Origin of the sequence: Klebsiella sp. 18074, assembly GCF_902705905.1 — a bacterium.
In the GTDB taxonomy this organism is placed as follows: domain Bacteria; phylum Pseudomonadota; class Gammaproteobacteria; order Enterobacterales; family Enterobacteriaceae; genus Klebsiella; species Klebsiella terrigena.
The window spans coordinates 57936-74340 of sequence record NZ_CACSIS010000020.1 but is presented as its reverse complement, the minus strand read 5'-3'; the positions used below and the strand labels follow the sequence as shown (position 1 = coordinate 74340).

Sequence of the window (16405 nt, the reverse complement as noted above, 5' to 3'; positions counted from 1 at the left end):
CAGAAAAGCATAAAATAACTCTGCATAACTTTACAAAAAAATATCGACGCGGAATTCAGATTAAACAACGACATAACGTCAAAATAGACTATTTTGCCGTCCATGCTCACGCTTACCCCTGGCGGGCAGCTCGCCGCCGGGGGTTATGGGAGTAGAAAGACCTCGGCGCCCGCTGCATGAATGGTAGCCATCAGAGCGTCATCTCTCACGCGGTGGCGCGGCGGTAGTAGAGCGGTTCTTTGCCCTCGCTTACCAGGTTTTGCCGATATTAAACTGGAACTGCTCGGCTTTATCGCCATCGTACTTTTTAAAGGGCTCAGCCCAGGAGAAGACCAGCGGCCCCAGCGGCGACATCCACTGTACCGCAATCCCCGCCGACATTCGGACATGCAGCGGGTCGCTATAGTCCGGGATCCCCGCTGCCAGGGTTTGGGCGTTATTCTGCCACGAGGTGCTCCATACCGTGCCCGCATCGACAAAGAGCGAGGTCCGCAAACTGTCGGCATATTTGTCGCTAATAAACGGCGTAGGAATAATAAACTCGCTGTTCAGCACCGCCATCGCATTTCCTCCAACCGCGTCGGAAGAGCTCTCCAGCGGGCAGCCGCTATAGCTGCTTTCAGAGCCATTACAGCGATAGTAGGCCGCCTTCGGGCCGATGGTATTTGAGGAGAAGCCGCGCACCGATGACGATCCCCCGGCGTAGAAATTATCGTAAAAGGGCACCGTTCTCTCCTGCAGGCCGCCGGCATAGCCCGCTTTCAGATGCTCCATCCATACCCAGCTTTGGCCTTCATTTAGCGGCACATACTGGGTGCTATCAAGGGTCAGCTTGTAATAGCTGTTATCCGATCCCGGGACGGTAACTTTGCCGCTCAGGCTGCTTTTATTGCCGGAGCGGGGGAAAAACCCGCGATCGAGATCGTTATAGCTCCATCCGAGGCTGACAAAAAAATCGTTGGCGCTGTATTCCGCCCCGCTGTCGCCATCTTTGGTCACCACCTGCGGATAAATTCCCCGCGAGTTAAGGTAATTCCAGGTCGTGAGCTCCGGATCCATATTGGTCAGGCGGTTGTGGACATAATCAACGCCCAGATTCAGCGAATTATTTTCGCTAATCGGGAAGCCGAGATTGCTGCCAAGGCCGTAGCTTTGCTGGTTATAGCTGCCGGAGTCGGCATCGGAGGCGTCATAGCTGTTATAGAAAATCTTGCCGCCGAGGCTTACGCCGTCGACGGTGAAATAGGGGTTAGTCGCCCCGAGCTCAACGTAGGACTGGTAGCTATTGCGGGTGCCATTAAAGCTGACGCTGTTGCCGGTGCCCAGCCAGTTATCCTGGGTCACGCCCAGCTGGTAGCTGACGCCGCTATCGGTACCAAACCCCAGGCCAACGTTAAATGAGCCGGTATTGCGCTCTTTCACCTTATAGACGATGTCAACCTGGTCCGGGCTGCCGGCAACCGGGGTTATCTCTTTATCAACGCTCTCGAAATAGCCCGTGCGGTCAAGACGTTCTTTTCCCTGCTGCACCTTTTCATCGTTGAGCCACGCGCCCTCCATTTGCCGCATTTCACGGCGTAAAACGGCATCGCGCGAGGTATCGTTGCCGATAAAACGAATCTGGCGTACGGAGTAGCGGCGCCCGGCATCGACGCTAATACGCAGCGCGACGCTTTTCTGCCGATCGTCAATTTCGGCGTGCGTCGTCACCTGCGGCCAGGCATAGCCATATTTACCGAAGCGCTTTTTAATCGCGTTTTCGACGGCGGTAATCTCGGCTCCGCTATACCACCTGCCGGACAGCGGCTGGGCCAGCGCCTCAATTTCCTGGCCATGCGTGGCCATCTCACCCGTCACCACGGTGCGGCTGACCTTGTAGCGTTCTCCCTCTGCAAGGTCGATCGTAAGATAGAGCGATTTTTTATCCGGGGTAATACTGACCTGGCTGGAATTAATGGCAAAACGCGCATAGCCGCGATCGAGATAATAGCTGCGCAGCGTTTCAAGATCCGCCGCCATTTTTTGTTTTTGATATTTTTTATCACCAATAACGTTCCACCACGGAACCCGATCGCGTAGCTGAAGCTGGTCGAGCAGCGTTTCTTCGCTAAACGCTTTATTGCCAATAATATTAATCTGGGCAATGGTTGCCGACTTCCCTTCCTGAAAGACAAATTTTAAATCCACGCGGTTGCGCGGCAGCGGCGTCACCACAGCATGGACCGTAGCACTATATTTCCCGACGCTGTAATAGAAATCCTGCAACCCCTTTTCTATTTCGCTGAGGGCGTTACGATCCAACGCGCTACCCGCCTCAACGCCGCTGGCGGTGAGGTTCTCTTTCAACATCTCGTCCTTCACCGATTTATTGCCGGCGAAGCTGATACTGGCAATGGTCGGGCGCTCTTTAACCTGCACCACTAGCGCATGGCCATCGCGCAGGATCTGCACGCTCTCAAAGTTGCCGCTGGCGTACAGGCCGCGTATCGCGTCGCTGATATCGTCGCTCGAGACCTCTTCTCCCGGATGAACGGGCATGTTCAACAGTGCCGCTCCTACGGTAACGCGCTGCAGGCCTTCAAAGCGAATATCATCAATAGTGTACGAAGTCGCGGCATAAAGCGTTAGGGGTGAAATCAATAATCCGGCAATGATATTTGTTTTCTTTAGCATGGGCGTTTTATTTAAGAGAGATTTAGAAATAGCAGGAGTCTGCTGGGATTAACCTAAGCGAGGCGCAGAATTGCACTTAATTATGGTGAAACAATGGAGAAAAAATGGATCTTAAAGAACCGCAAATAAAAACATTCATCGACGGAACCCGATCATTTTTTTTCAGTCTGAGAGGGTCAGGCAGTAATATATAGCGTACTTTTAATTAATAAAAAAAACAAAAAGCCCCCTTTCGCATTGGTTGAAAGGGGGAAAGATCTTGTTAGGAATGATGCTCTCTGGGGTTGACCAGGAACACGCAAAAGTTAGCTCAAAATACCGCAGATAAAATGAAGAGATATTGAAAAAATTATGCAGAGAGACCATCACGTATGCGCACGATATATCAGCAGGGATATTAATCCAGATTCTTCATATTTTCCTCAAAATGACAGGATATGGTCGCAGAGGCTTATGGGAGCATCATCGAAAGCCGATTGCGATATCTAAAAGCAAAGTAGTGGCGCCTTGCCAGGGACGGTAAGGCATTTTCCCGCGGCGGCGCTGGACACCGAGGCCCGGCAGAGAGCCATGCCGGGCGGCAACCTGACCGTGACGTCACCCTCTGCCCGCGCCATGAAGCGACGGGCGCCATCGTTCTGGAACCGGCATGAATCAGCGTAAAAATGGGATCCAACAAGCCGTGCTGCACGAACTGGTGCGCTGGATAAAAAATAATCTTGAGAAAAAACTTACCGTCAATGCGCTAAGCGTTTTTTCCGGCTATTCAGAGTGGCACCTGTTTCGCCTCTTCCAGCAACACTTCCAGATGTCACCCATGGCGTTTATCAGACGGCAGCGGATGCTGCTGTGCCGGGATTTGCTGCAGATAAAACCGGCCTTTCGCATCGTCGATATCTGCATTATGGCCGGCTATGAGGACATCAGCGCATTTAACCGGACCTTTAAAAAATACTATTCGGTCACACCCAGCCAGTTCCGTAAAATTTCAGCGGCATAAAACCACCGTCCAGGCGCCTGGCCGACACGCTAACCCGGCAGAGTTGACTAAAATAAAAGGATGTCCCTGCGGAGCGCCGCGCCATGAACATCCTCTGCTTGCCGCGATTATTTATCGCCTGGTCTACCTGCCTCCTCGCGATGCTGTTAGTTGGCTCCGTTTATGCCGCTTCCGCTGAGCAAAAACCGCCGGCGACCGAACCACGGGAGACCCTGGAGGTCAATACCGAAGAGATGCTAAAACCCTGGCAGGGGGATCTCTCCGGCATGCTCGACCGGCGGACCATCCGGGTTTTGACCACCTACAGCAAAACCTTTTTCTTTATCGATAAGGGCACCCAGCGCGGCGCCACCCACGACATTTTTATTGAGTACGAGCGCGACCTTAATCATCAGCTGGTGAAGGAGAAGAAGCTCCGGCACCGTCATCTCAAGGTGCGGATCTTTTTCGTTCCGGTGGCGCGCGACCAGCTGATCGAGGCGCTCAATGCCGGTAAGGGAGATATCATCGCCGCGAACCTCACCATCACCCCTGAGCGCCAGCAGCAGGTCGCCTTCAGCGCGCCGATTTATACCCACGTTCAGGAGCTGCTGCTTTCGGGGCCGGGCTCTCCCGCGGTCGCCGACATCGACCAGCTTTCAGGCAAGACGGTGTTCGTACGCCGCTCCTCAAGCTATTACCAGAGTCTGATGGCGCTAAACGCGCGTTTTATCAAAGAGTCGCGCCAGCCGGCGATCGTTGATGCCGCCCCGGAATCGCTTGAGGATGAGGACCTGATTGAGATGCTCAACGCCGGCCTTATCCCCCTGACCGTTGTCGATCGCCATAAGGCGCTGTTCTGGAAACAGGTGTTCCCTAAAATCGAGGTACACCAGAATATCGTCCTGCGCGACGATGGCAGCATCGCCTGGGCGGTGCGCAAAGATAGCCCTCAGCTGCTCGCTTCGCTTAATCAGTTTGTAAAGACTAATCGCCAGGGCAGCAGGCTGGGGAATACCATCCTGCTGCGCTACCTGAAAGACGCTAAATATGTCAAAAATGCGGCGGCGCAAAAGGAGCGGCAGAAATTTTTAGCGATGGTGGATATCTTTCGTAAGTACGGCGATCGCTATGATGTCGACTGGCTGCTGATGGCGGCCCAGGGCTATCAGGAGTCGCGCCTCAATCAGTCGGTGCGCAGCCACGTCGGGGCGATAGGCGTGATGCAGGTTATGCCGCGCACCGGTAAGGAGCTGAAGGTCGGGGATATCAGCAAGCTCGATCCCAACATCCACGCCGGGGTGAAGTATATGCGCTGGATGATAGACCAGTACTACGGCGACGAGCCGATGACCCAGCTCGATAAGGCGCTGTTCTCCTTCGCCGCCTACAATGCCGGACCGGCGAGGATAGCCCGCCTGCGGGTTGAAACAAAAAAGCGCGGCTTTGACCCTAATATCTGGTTTGGCAACGTGGAGTACCTGGCCGCGGAGAAAATCGGCTCCGAGACCGTCACCTATGTCAGCAATATCTATAAGTACTACATCGCCTATCGGCTGATTATCGATGAGATGACGCGCAAGCAGAAGTCCACCGTCGACGCCCGGCGCGAGGAGACTCCGCTCAAGACGGGCGACGCCCCGGCGGCGCAGTAAGGCCCTGAGATACTCCAAAACCCCGCCGAAGCGGGGTTTTGGTCAGCCGGGACCGCGTATTCCACAACGCGCGCCCTTTAGCCTATCAGAAGAAGTATTTGAAACGCACCCGCGCGCCGTAGCGTTCATCGGTATTGCCGGTTTTGGCTGCCGACGAGTCCAGCCACGACGCGTAGGCCCCGAGGTAGATATTAAAGTTCGGCATATCCATAATATTTGGCAGCTGCCACGAGGTGTGAAGGGTGTGGATATCATAGCGTCCCGGCGCCAGAATCGCGCAGTCACCGTCGCACTCCGCGCTCACGCCGGACAGATTGAACTGGTCGATTTTGTTGTGCGCGTAGATATAGCCAAGCTCCACGCGTTGCCATAGCGCATTAATACCGGCGCTAAAGTCCTTTTCGTCCGCTGCATCCAGATAGGCGCTGCTCAGATTGACCACCGCCCCATCCTGCGGGTCGGCCTTCTGCGTATTCCAGCTTAGGGTCATACCGTAGCCGGTACGACTGGACTGATCGACCCAGCGCCCCTCCTGGTTCTGGTAACCGTAGGCGTTATTGACGAGGTTGCTCTCCAGCGCCGCCGCGACCGACCAGGCACCGGACCGCCACGCCGCCACCGGCCGAACGTAAACCGCGTTTTTACGATTATCCAGCGCATTGCCGTGATAGCTCTGGTCAACAAACAGCGAGCTGCCGTCCTCCACCAGCGTATTGACCTCAAAATACCAGTTATCGAGGGTTTTACTGAGCAAAAAGTTACCGCCGCTGCTGCTGCGACCGCGCCCTTCTTTCATCATGTAGATATAGCCGTAGCCATCGCTGTACAGGTCGTTGGCCGTGTTACCAGAATATTCAATAAACGTATCCTGATTAAGCGGGAACATATCGTAGGCTTCGAAGCGACCGATTTTAATTTTCCAGTCATCCTCCTGACCAAAGAAAAACGCCGCGTCATCAAGATTCATTTTGCCATTCATATCCGCCAGCGGCTGCACGCTAAACCCGGCGTATTTACCGTTAGCGCCTTTCCGCAATCCATCAAAGCCCAGAAGAATACGTCCGTTAATATCCCAGCGCTCTTTATCTCCCGGAGCCCAGTTTTTATTAGCGCTGGTTTTTATCGAGGTCAGGCTGCCGGTGCGGCTAGCGCCGTCCATATTAAACTCAACGTCGCCGTAGAACTTTACTTCGCCATAATCATTAAGCTGTAACGCGGGTTTAGCCGGCGTGGCGCTGGCAACCGCCGCAGGCGTATCCTGACGTTTTAATTCGTCGATCTCCGCCTCCGCGCTGGCCGCCCGCTGCTCGGTCGCCTTCAGCCGTTGTTCCATTTGTGCCAGTCGTTCCTCAAGAGATAACGACGCCTGCGCATTGACCACTGGGGTAAATAAAGACGTCAAAAAACAGCCGACCCAGATTTTATTCATCGGTAGAGCCTTTTATTATTTAATTAAGTAGATGGGTATTTGCATTCACTTGACTACCCATTTGCGTTTTACTTGATTGCCTGTTTGCAATTTACTTGGTCATCGCCAACAAAAATTGCGACTACGCTGACAGGCAGCGTTGAGCGATCAGCGGAAGTTGTCGTCCTGTAACTTAACGAGCAGTGGTCAAACAGGCATATCAGGCAATTTCTTATTCAACTGACTGGTTAAAGCCTGCAAGATTTACACTCGCAGACTTTAAATTACCAAACTATCCTTAGCTAATACGCTAAAGACACAGAAACGAAAAACTGGCGAGCATGATGACAATTAATTATCTATTTCTTAACAACCCTAAGACAATAATTACCCGATCCTAAATGCCAACGCCTTGCATGAGGTTCCAATTTCAGCAGACTTATCTCTTCCTCTTCAGCAAGTTGCCATCCTTCCGGTAACTGTATGCAGGCCTGCGTATTACAGGGAACCGATAATTGTATCTCTCCGGTCAGTTCTTCTCGCTTCCAGTGAATACTCACCCGCCCATATGGGGATTCATGGCATGCCTCTGCCCAGTTGATCAGAGTGTTGTTCATATCAGGACGGAAATTAATCCGGTTGAACGCTACTGCCCCATCTTCCATGTCCAATCCTGCCAAGTAACGATACAACCACTCTCCAATTGCTCCATAAGCGTAGTGATTGAATGAGTTCATGTTTTCACTCCAGAAACTTCCATCGGTCTTGATACCATCCCAGTGCTCCCAGATGGTGGTCGCTCCTTGTTTCACAGAGAAAAGCCAGGATGGGAAGGTCGTCTGACATATCAACCGGACAGCAGTGTCATGATAGCCATATTCGGAAAGAGCTGTGCATAACCATGGCGTACCGAGGAACCCTGTTGTCAAATGATAGTCGTTTGCTACAACCAACTCGTTGAGACGGGTTGCAACTTTCTTTGCCGTGCAATCATCAAGAAGTTGGAACGCAAGTGGCAAAATATGTGCAGTCTGAGTATCAGCACACATTCCACCCGCTCTGGAAAGGAATTTTTCCTGGAAACTTGATTTAATGTTCTCAAACCATTTCTGATAAAGCTGAGCTTCACCCTCTAGCCCAAGAACAGCAGCAGTTCGCGCCAGTAAATGGGTGGAGTGAGCGTAAAATGCGCTTGCCACCAGATAAACCGGTGTTGCACCAAAGTAGCTGTCAGGCTCTGCATCTAGTGCAAGCCAGTCACCGAACTGAAAACCGCTTTCCCAAAGCCACGGGTTTTCACCAGTACTATGGATGTAATGCACCCAAGCTTTCATTGACGGCCACTGTTCCGCTAGCAATTGCTTATCACCATACATTTCATAAAGGACCCACGGACAGATCACTGCCGCATCTCCCCAACCGGATGAAGTGTAGGTTTTGTCGCCCCAGATTTTTGATATGTAGTCACGCAGGATATCGGGAATGACCATTGGCACTGTGCCATTGGATTTTTGGTCTGCGGCAAGACTTCTCAGCCATTTTTTAAAAAAGCGACGGACATCATAGTTATATGCAGCTGTACGGATAAAAATGTGCGCGTCTCCCGTCCATCCCAGCCGCTCATCACGTTGTGGACAGTCAGTAGGAACATCGACAAAATTGCCTCGCTGTCCCCATACAATATTTTGGTACAGCTTGTTGATATCATTATTTGAGCAACTAAATGACCCCGTTCGAGCCATGTCTGTATGTAGCACTTCCCCTCGTATCGCATCCATCAGTTGTTTGTCATTCAGGGTACCCAGCCCAATGATCTCGATATAGCGAAAACCCTGGAAGGAAAAGTTTGCTGCGTAGTCAATATCTTCCCCATTGCCGATAATCGATACCCGTTGCGCAGCGCCACGTAAATTATCGGTATACAGATCGTTTTTATTATCCAGAACTTCAGCGTGACGCAATTCAACTCTTTCATCTTCGGCTAATTTTGCACAAATCCGAATGCGCCCCACCATATTCTGCCCCATGTCCACGATGGCTCGCGAACCTTCACGGGATATTATTTTTTCCGGAACCAGCGTCTGAGTGACTCGTACAGGCTCTGAAATTTGAGCGGTTAAACCTGATATCGGCTTTTCAATAATATTCACCGAAGACCATGCCCTGGATTCATGACTCACATTTTCAAGCCGTGCATCCCACGCTTCACCCTGATAGAAGCTGCTATGTAGTTGTGGTGCAAGGCAGCATTGCCATTGCCCGTCGCTCAGCAGCAGATGTTCCTCGCCATTCTCCAGAGTAATGTGCAACTGAACAAAGAGCGCTTTGCGATCACCATACAAATGTCGCTTTTTAAGCCAACTCAGCTCTCCTTTGTACCAACCCTCAGCCAGACCTGCTCCAATTTCGTTGCTCCCTTCTTGAAGAAGATAGCCAACATCCCAGCTTTGAAACTGAATATGATGCTGATAACTCGTCCACCCAGGGCTGAATAGCTCATCGCCAAGGGGCTTGTTATTAATATGCATCTGATAAATGCCAAGGGCTGAAGCATAAAGCGTCGCTTTACTAACCTGTGCTGGTAGCTGGAAAGCGCGTTTTAACAAATGCACACTTTCATCTGCCGTTGTTTCGTCATCCGGTGTGATCCACTGCCCTTGCCAGACACAATTTGCCGATGGTGCCGTCTCAAAGAACCCACAAGCACTCCACTCAGTCACATCACAATGTTGATCCTCTATACGAACGCGGTAGAAATAACGTTGCCTGACCACCGGAATAAAATTTGGTGCCTGAATATGGATTGAGGAATTATCCTCAATCCAGCCGCTGTCATAATTCAGGCTAGCGAATTGTGCATCTGTAGAAATTTGCAATTGATAACGGCGCTGTATAACTGCCAGCTTTTTAGACTTGATAATCCAGCTGAACAACAGTGAACTGGCATCTGCTCCAATGAGTGAGCTTTCACCGTTGCATGTGATACGTTCAATAGCGATCATTGGTTTTCCTGTTTGACAATATAAACTGTAGAAGTGATATTTTTTTGATCAGACATGTTGCGTTGATAGAAGTAAAATACCGCAACGACCGCCCAACAAAATAGAGCAGGGCCAGCACAACGCACCAGATTTATTGCAAGTAATGCAGAATCAGGTTGTATTACCTGATTTGGTATGTAACCTGCATAATCTAAAATAAACCCAGCTACGGCAGCGGATACTGCGAACCCAATTTGCATAGAAAGAGCATTTAATGAGAACAACATCCCATCACTGCGTTGACCATTTATTTTTTCTAGCAAATCTGATGTTTCCGCCATCATGCCAGTAATTGCGACCAAAAGAACACCGATACCTAAGCTAAACATTCCAGCGAGAATGAAATAAATTACAGGCACATTTACCGGAGAGAATATCATTGCGATACACACAATCCCCATTGCCATATAAGTTAATTTTGCACTTTGGGAGTTACCGCATCTAGAAATAACCCACGGAGCACACAACGCACCGACGACTTTGCAGGTATAACTGATAAAAATATAAAGCGGAATAAGTTCTGGTTCAGCGAGGTAATACTTAAGGTAATAAATACCCACGCTATTTTGTAAACCTACACTAAGACCAAAGGTTATCATTGCCAGTACGACACACCTTACCGGTACACTTGATACAGCCTGACGCATTGCTGATAAAAATGGCGTCTTTCGTGGCGCAACGGTGGTAGGTAACTCACGCGTGGTAAAAAATAGCATCCATGAAAATAAAATACTAAGAATGCCGACTATCCAGCCTATCCACATGAATCCACTTGCGGCGTCATCCCGTCCAAAGAAGTAGATAAGTGGCATGACAAGCGGTGCCACAATCATCCCTGCGACATTGGAAAAAGCCCGACTTAATGCGATGAGTTGACTGCGCTGAGTGGTGTCACGCGTAAGATTGGGTACTAACCCCCAAATGGCAACGTCAATACAGGTAAAACACAATCCTGCAATGTTATAAACAATCAACGCGTATATAAATTTCATCGTTAACGAAAGGTCGGGCACCCAGAACATTAAGCCGGTGAAAATGCAAAATGGTATGGGCACAATGAGCAACCACGGACGAAATCTACCCCAGCGGGTATCTGTTCTGTCCATTAACGTGCCAATAAATGGGTTCGAGAAAGCATCAATGAGCCGCGTTACAAGCAAGACGATGCCTGCCATTGACGCGGTTAACCCAAACACGTCAGTATAAAAAATCATCAAATATGAAGTAACAACGACACTGAAAATGTCTTTGCTGAATGCACCGCTGCCAAAACTCAGTTTTTGCCATCCGGAGAGTTTCATCATCATCACCTGTTATGAGAAGTGAGCGTAAGCATCACACAGTGGCCATGAGCCAGCATTATTCACAATGCCAGATTTTACTCTTAGCTGGCAGTATGGATAAAACAGGGCTATGCACTTCACATTTCTGTAAACGAGAAGTCAATAGCGTCAATGTTTGTGCTGTAATGATATTGTTAACGGCTCAGGAGGGTATGACGATGTACAGAATATTATTTGATAATTACTTTGCAACACAGGAACAACCTATTGCCATCCACCAGACACACCCTGAAGTAAATAACATTGAACATGATCATGACTTTGAGGAGTTGGTTATTGTTGACCATGGAAGTGGAACACATACACTCAATGGTGAGCCAATATCTATTCAGTCAGGTGATGTTTTCTATATTAAACAAGAAGACTATCACTACTATGAAAATATGGGTGAATTATGCTTGACGAATATACTTATCCGTAGCGATGTTAAATTTATCAACATACCTGCACTGCAGCAAATATTAAGCAACACTTTTACAGAGTCATCGTCCAGCATTTATCATCTTAATATTGAATCACGCAACCAATATAACAATTTAATGTCTCAACTTAGAGAGACACTCAATAAAAATGACTCTTTATCTGCGGTGCGTCGAGAAGGTCTATTATTACAATTAATTTCATTACTTAGTTTTCATCGTGTCAGAGCTACGCATGCAAAAAATTATTTCGGGATAGAGTATCTACTGGATGAGTTACGTTGCCGTCATACTGTAGCTATTGACTGGGACAAACTCTGTGAAAAATATGGTGTTTCACAAAGAACACTCTATCGTTCCATGCGGAAATTGACCAGCTATTCACCAGAAAATTATCTGCTTCGCCTACGCTTACGAACTGCAAGGCATATGCTGTTATTTACCGATGAAACCATAACAAATGTCGCACTAGAAAGCGGATTTATAAATCCATCTCATTTTTCTCAGTGTTATAAACGCATCCTGGGTATATCACCAACAGAAGAGCGACTACGTCAGCAAAGGCATTCATAACGCGATGCGAATACCTAAGTTCTAACAATACCCTGGACACCTATCTATTGAATGGTTTAGTAATGCGTGTTCAATAGACTTCCCATAATTAAACAGAAACTCATATTAAGTGTTTCCTTTCATACATTGCCTCTAAAAACGCATCATAGCCGAACTCGGGAAAACCCTTTCTTACACCACAATTGAACATTTGTTTATTTTTAACTTAGTGCAATATTAGTGACGCCCGCTCCTGGCACACAGCAGCCGTTCGGATCGAACCTCATCTTATGTAGAGAGCTAAGTGTAAATTTTTTTGGCGATGGTCAAGTGATTCGCAAACGGTCGCCAAGTAAAATGCAAACGGGTAGTCAAGTCACATGCAATTACGCAGTAGAGTTTATTTTTTAGAGTTTACAAATAAAGCATGACGCTAATGACAATAATAACCCGCCCATCGTCACGAACGGGTTATTAACGACAGTTGTAATATTATTCGTGCGACCGAACCCCGGCTTCAGCGCTCGACGGCGGCGTAGGCTCAGAGGCATTCGGGTCTGCCGATTTATTCCTCCGGAGGAGATTTTTCCGCGCCGGGATATAATCCTAATATCGCCAGGCGGTATATTTTATCGACGTAACTAATTTATTGGCAGCGGCTGCTTCAGATTGTCCTCACCATCGTTTTCCGCAGGTGCAACCTTTCGGCGATCGGCCAGTAACGCGCAAATCTCCGCATGCTTTTCTTCCGTAAAGGTATAGCGCGACATACAGCCCATCCTGATCAGTGAGCCAAATGCGGGCAGCAGGCAGATACCGAAGAACAGCCCGTTAAGTACGCTCTCGCTCTGGCTGGCCGCCTGCGGCACATAGCCTATCAGGGTCAGAAATACGCCGATTAATCCGCCGCCGACCGCCACCGACATTTTTCCGGTAAACGTTTGTCCGGAGAAGGTAATGGCCGCACAGCGCTTATTGGTGTGATATTCGGCGTATTCAATGGTGTCGGCAATCATTGATGAGGTCAGGATATTGCTCATCATGATAAACAGCGTGCTGAGGCCCAGCAGAATAAAGAGCAGCATCGCGTGCTGATAGCCGGCAAACCACATCACCACCCGCACCAGAATATCCAGTCCGCAAAGGATCATAAACAGCTTTCGCTTCTGCATTCTACGCGTCAGCATCGGGGCGACGAGGCACAGCACCGCGGCGACAATCCCCATAATACCGATCGCCATCTGCAGCCCGCCGTCGCCCATATTGTAGATAAAGAAATAGATATAAATCCCGCCGGCGACGTTGTGGAATACGCAGAAAAAGAACGACAGCAGGACGATAAATAGCGGCTTATTTTGCCGCAGATTATGGAAGGTATCGCGCATGGTGACCTTTTCCGGGCCGGCCTGCACGCGTTCTTTGATCTGGAAAAAACCGTTAAGCATCAGCGGCAGGCCGACCATCATCATCACCAGCGCCGCCATAAAATAGCCCTTATCGTTGCTGTACTGGGCAAAGAAGGCCGCAAGCTTGGGGAAAAAGATATTGGCGCAGGCGATACCGGCATTAACGCCGAGCATTGCCGCCGTCACCGCGCGGGTGCGCTGACCGGAGTCGTTGGTCATCACCGAGGACATCGACCAGAACGGAATATCCGATATCGCGTACAGCGTGCCCCACAGTATATAGGTCACTCCGGCGTAGATAATCATGGTGGTCATATCGGCTTCGATTTTATAAAAAGCCAGCAGCGTGACCCCGGTAATTAACAGCGGCGCAATCAGCAGGAAATGACGAAACTTGCCAAAGCGGCTGTTAATGGTGTCCATGATGCTGGCGAACAGCGGGTCGTGAACCGCATCCCACGCGCGTGCGATAAGGAAAATCGTACTCGCCGCCAGCGCCGATATTCCCAGCACATCGGTATAAAAATAGTTAATAAACGAGCCCACTAAACCGAAACTAAAACACTGACCTAAACCATAGCCAAAATAAGACCACAACTCGCGAGACGGTATTTTCATTGTCGTTGCCATAGTGCGTACCCTATTCCCGGCGGCGTACCGCCGGATATATTATTATTATGCCCGTGACGGCAGGGCAATGTGACGAAGCCTGCGGATGAGCGCAATCTCTTTGCGGGAGAACGGGATCCCGTTCTCTTCAAAGACGTCGTGGAACCAGAGGCGGCAGTAATCGGAAGACTCCTTCATCACCACCGGCCACGGCAGCCAGGTTTGGGTTTTCCCGCGTACCAGGCCCCATTGATAAGGCGCAACGTTCGCTATATACATCAGCGGCAGCTGCTCTTCGATGGTGCTGCCGACGTGGCGAGCCAGCCACTCGGTGCAAAAAATCGGCCGCTCCAGATGCTGAAGCTGCTGGATAATCGCCGTCATGCGGGCGGTATTGGTATAGGCGTGATAGCTGACCACGTCCGAGAGGGCCAGCGCGGCCCGATCCAGCGGATGTTGATAGAACACTTCTCCTTCAACTTCCTCCGGCAGGCGCCACGCGCAGACGGTGAGCGGCTGCGTCGGGTCCTCTTCCCTCGCCCAGCGGAAGGCGAGCTCCATCAGCTCCTGAGCATAGGTTTCCAGCTTTTCGTCGTACAGCACCTCAACCGTGCCGGTGGCAAAGATGCCGCGATTGCCCGGCTCGTTATAGAGATCCCAGAGCAGAACGCGCTTATCGTCGCGGAACTGGCGGATAACGTCGCGGATATAGCGTTCGATCTGCGGCCAGCTGTCACGGTCGCAAACCTTGTCCCGCCCGGGGCTCGCCGCCGCCTGGCTGTTATGCTTGCCGGGTACCGGCGGTTTTTGCGGCCCAAGATAGGGTTCGTCGCCCGAAAAGCCGCAGTCGTCCATCAGCGTCAGCATGGTGCTAAAGCCGCGGCTATCGGCAAGCGTCAGGAAGCGCTCGATGCGCGCCATCAGGCCATCGCGATCGGCCTCCCAGACGATAAACGGCAGGTTGATGCGCAGCGTGTTGTAGCCCGCCTCTGCCGCCCAGCCCAGCTCACGCTCGATGGTTGGCGCATCGAACGTCTCCTCCTGCCAGATATCGGTCCAGTTCACCGCCGTCGAAGGGAGATAGTTAAACCCGCAAAGCCAACCCTGCTGCTGATACCACGCCTGCGCCTGCTCTTTGCTCCACTGCTGTTTCATCACTGCTCCTGATCACTGATAATAATTAGCTAATAAATATTAGCTATAGCATCAATGAGCAAATAGCGGCATGCAGAAAAGAGATAATCCTCACAAACCTGGCGCGCTGATGTCGATGAAACGTGATCGACTGCGCAGAAGACGCTGGCCGGATAAGAAGGCTATTTCGCAAGACGGTGAGGAGAGGACGGGAAAGCGGCCGAACGAAGGGGGAATTGTTAACCCATTGTTTATTAAAACTAATTTATTTATATCTGGCGTCAGGCGCGGCGGTCTGTTCAGTCCGAAAATGGGAGCGATAAGCAGGAAGCAGGAAGCAGAGAAGAGGAAACGGGAAAGGGAGAGCAAGGAGGCGAAAGGCAGGCCACGCCATGACAAAAAAACCCTGCCGAAGCAGGGTTTATGATTCTGAGACGACCGTTCTCAATACGTACTGATTAGAACGGGATGTCGTCGTCGAAATCCATTGGTGGTTCATTAGAAGGTGCTGCCGGAGCCTGCTGCTGCGGACGAGACTGCGCGCCGCCGCTGAACTGGTTGCCACCCTGCGGCTGCTGCTGCGGCTGCTGAGGCTGACCCCAACCGCCCTGCTGCTGGCCGCCGCCTGCCGGAGCGCCGCCGCCCTGACGGCCACCCAGCATCTGCATGGTGCCGCCAACGTTGACCACGATCTCAGTGGTGTACTTCTCAGTACCGGACTGATCGGTCCATTTGCGGGTACGCAGCTGGCCTTCGATATAAACCTGCGAACCTTTACGCAGGTATTCGCCGGCCACTTCAGCCAGCTTGCCGAACAGCACAACGCGGTGCCATTCGGTCTGTTCTTTCATTTCGCCGGTCTGCTTATCGCGCCAGGATTCGGAAGTCGCCAGCGTGAAGTTGGCGACGGCGCCGCCACTTGGCATGTAGCGTACTTCCGGGTCCTGCCCCAGATTACCGACGAGAATCACCTTGTTTACGCCTCTGCTGGCCATGATCGAATCTCCTGAATACGTTTCTTAATAAGTGTAAACCGGTAATTCTAACACCACAAAGGCCCTTTTAGATAGCTGGGACGTCGATTCCAGTAAACATCTTATCGCTATACAATTTTTCACCATCAACCCCCGCTGCCATTCCAATACTGTATATTCAAACAGGTCGGATTGTGCCATAATTAGCCGTT

11 protein-coding genes are annotated in these 16405 nt (G+C 50.6%); 4 read left to right on the top strand and 7 right to left on the bottom strand.

Features of this window, described 5'->3' with window-relative positions; all coding sequences use genetic code 11:
- Positions 1 to 249: 249 nt before the first annotated feature.
- The gene (gene bamA, locus GVK32_RS19210; protein WP_159871820.1) at positions 250 to 2673 is read right to left on the bottom strand and encodes an outer membrane protein assembly factor BamA; all 2424 of its coding nucleotides are present in this window, start codon (positions 2671 to 2673) and stop codon (positions 250 to 252) included.
- Between the two features lie 649 nt (positions 2674 to 3322).
- Between bamA and GVK32_RS19205 the strand changes: the two genes are divergently transcribed.
- Both GVK32_RS19205 and GVK32_RS19200 read left to right on the top strand, forming a co-directional pair.
- Positions 3323 to 3673 carry an AraC family transcriptional regulator gene (locus GVK32_RS19205; protein ID WP_159871817.1) on the top strand — a complete coding sequence of 117 codons (351 nt, stop codon included), beginning with the start codon at positions 3323 to 3325 and terminating at the stop codon, positions 3671 to 3673.
- 83 nt (positions 3674 to 3756) lie between these two features.
- Positions 3757 to 5307 (top strand): lytic transglycosylase F, encoded by a 1551-nt coding sequence (locus GVK32_RS19200; RefSeq protein ID WP_159871814.1) that lies wholly within the window; start codon positions 3757 to 3759, stop codon positions 5305 to 5307.
- 85 nt (positions 5308 to 5392) lie between these two features.
- Here the strand turns inward: GVK32_RS19200 and GVK32_RS19195 are convergent, their stop codons facing one another.
- The 3 genes from GVK32_RS19195 to GVK32_RS19185 all read right to left on the bottom strand — a co-directional run bounded on the left by GVK32_RS19195 (position 5393) and on the right by GVK32_RS19185 (position 11060).
- The gene (locus GVK32_RS19195) at positions 5393 to 6736 is read right to left on the bottom strand and encodes a carbohydrate porin (protein ID WP_159871811.1); all 1344 of its coding nucleotides are present in this window, start codon (positions 6734 to 6736) and stop codon (positions 5393 to 5395) included.
- Positions 6737 to 7074: 338 nt separating this feature from the next.
- Positions 7075 to 9717, bottom strand: a complete 2643-nt coding sequence (locus tag GVK32_RS19190; RefSeq protein ID WP_159871808.1) for an alpha-L-rhamnosidase — start codon at positions 9715 to 9717, stop codon at positions 7075 to 7077.
- Positions 9714 to 11060, bottom strand: coding sequence for an MFS transporter (locus GVK32_RS19185; RefSeq protein WP_159871805.1), 1347 nt, complete (start codon positions 11058 to 11060; stop codon positions 9714 to 9716). The genes GVK32_RS19190 and GVK32_RS19185 overlap by 4 nt, the downstream gene beginning before the upstream one ends.
- 197 nt (positions 11061 to 11257) lie before the next feature.
- Here GVK32_RS19185 and GVK32_RS19180 point away from each other — a divergent pair, with 197 nt between their 5' ends.
- Positions 11258 to 12091, top strand: coding sequence for a helix-turn-helix domain-containing protein (locus tag GVK32_RS19180; RefSeq protein WP_159871802.1), 834 nt, complete (start codon positions 11258 to 11260; stop codon positions 12089 to 12091).
- Positions 12092 to 12711: 620 nt separating this feature from the next.
- Here the strand turns inward: GVK32_RS19180 and GVK32_RS19175 are convergent.
- Both GVK32_RS19175 and GVK32_RS19170 read right to left on the bottom strand, forming a co-directional pair.
- Positions 12712 to 14106 (bottom strand): MFS transporter, encoded by a 1395-nt coding sequence (locus GVK32_RS19175; protein ID WP_227697876.1) that lies wholly within the window; start codon positions 14104 to 14106, stop codon positions 12712 to 12714.
- A 45-nt stretch (positions 14107 to 14151) separates the two neighbouring features.
- The gene (locus GVK32_RS19170; protein WP_159871799.1) at positions 14152 to 15240 is read right to left on the bottom strand and encodes a cellulase family glycosylhydrolase; all 1089 of its coding nucleotides are present in this window, start codon (positions 15238 to 15240) and stop codon (positions 14152 to 14154) included.
- Between the two features lie 70 nt (positions 15241 to 15310).
- On the opposite strand from GVK32_RS19170, the gene GVK32_RS19165 reads away from it, so the two are divergent.
- On the top strand, positions 15311 to 15646 hold the full coding sequence (locus GVK32_RS19165) for a hypothetical protein (RefSeq protein ID WP_159871796.1): 336 nt from the start codon (positions 15311 to 15313) through the stop codon (positions 15644 to 15646).
- 31 nt (positions 15647 to 15677) lie between these two features.
- Here the strand turns inward: GVK32_RS19165 and ssb1 are convergent, their stop codons facing one another.
- Positions 15678 to 16214, bottom strand: coding sequence for a single-stranded DNA-binding protein SSB1 (gene ssb1 / locus GVK32_RS19160; protein WP_123709998.1), 537 nt, complete (start codon positions 16212 to 16214; stop codon positions 15678 to 15680).
- Positions 16215 to 16405: the final 191 nt, after the last annotated feature.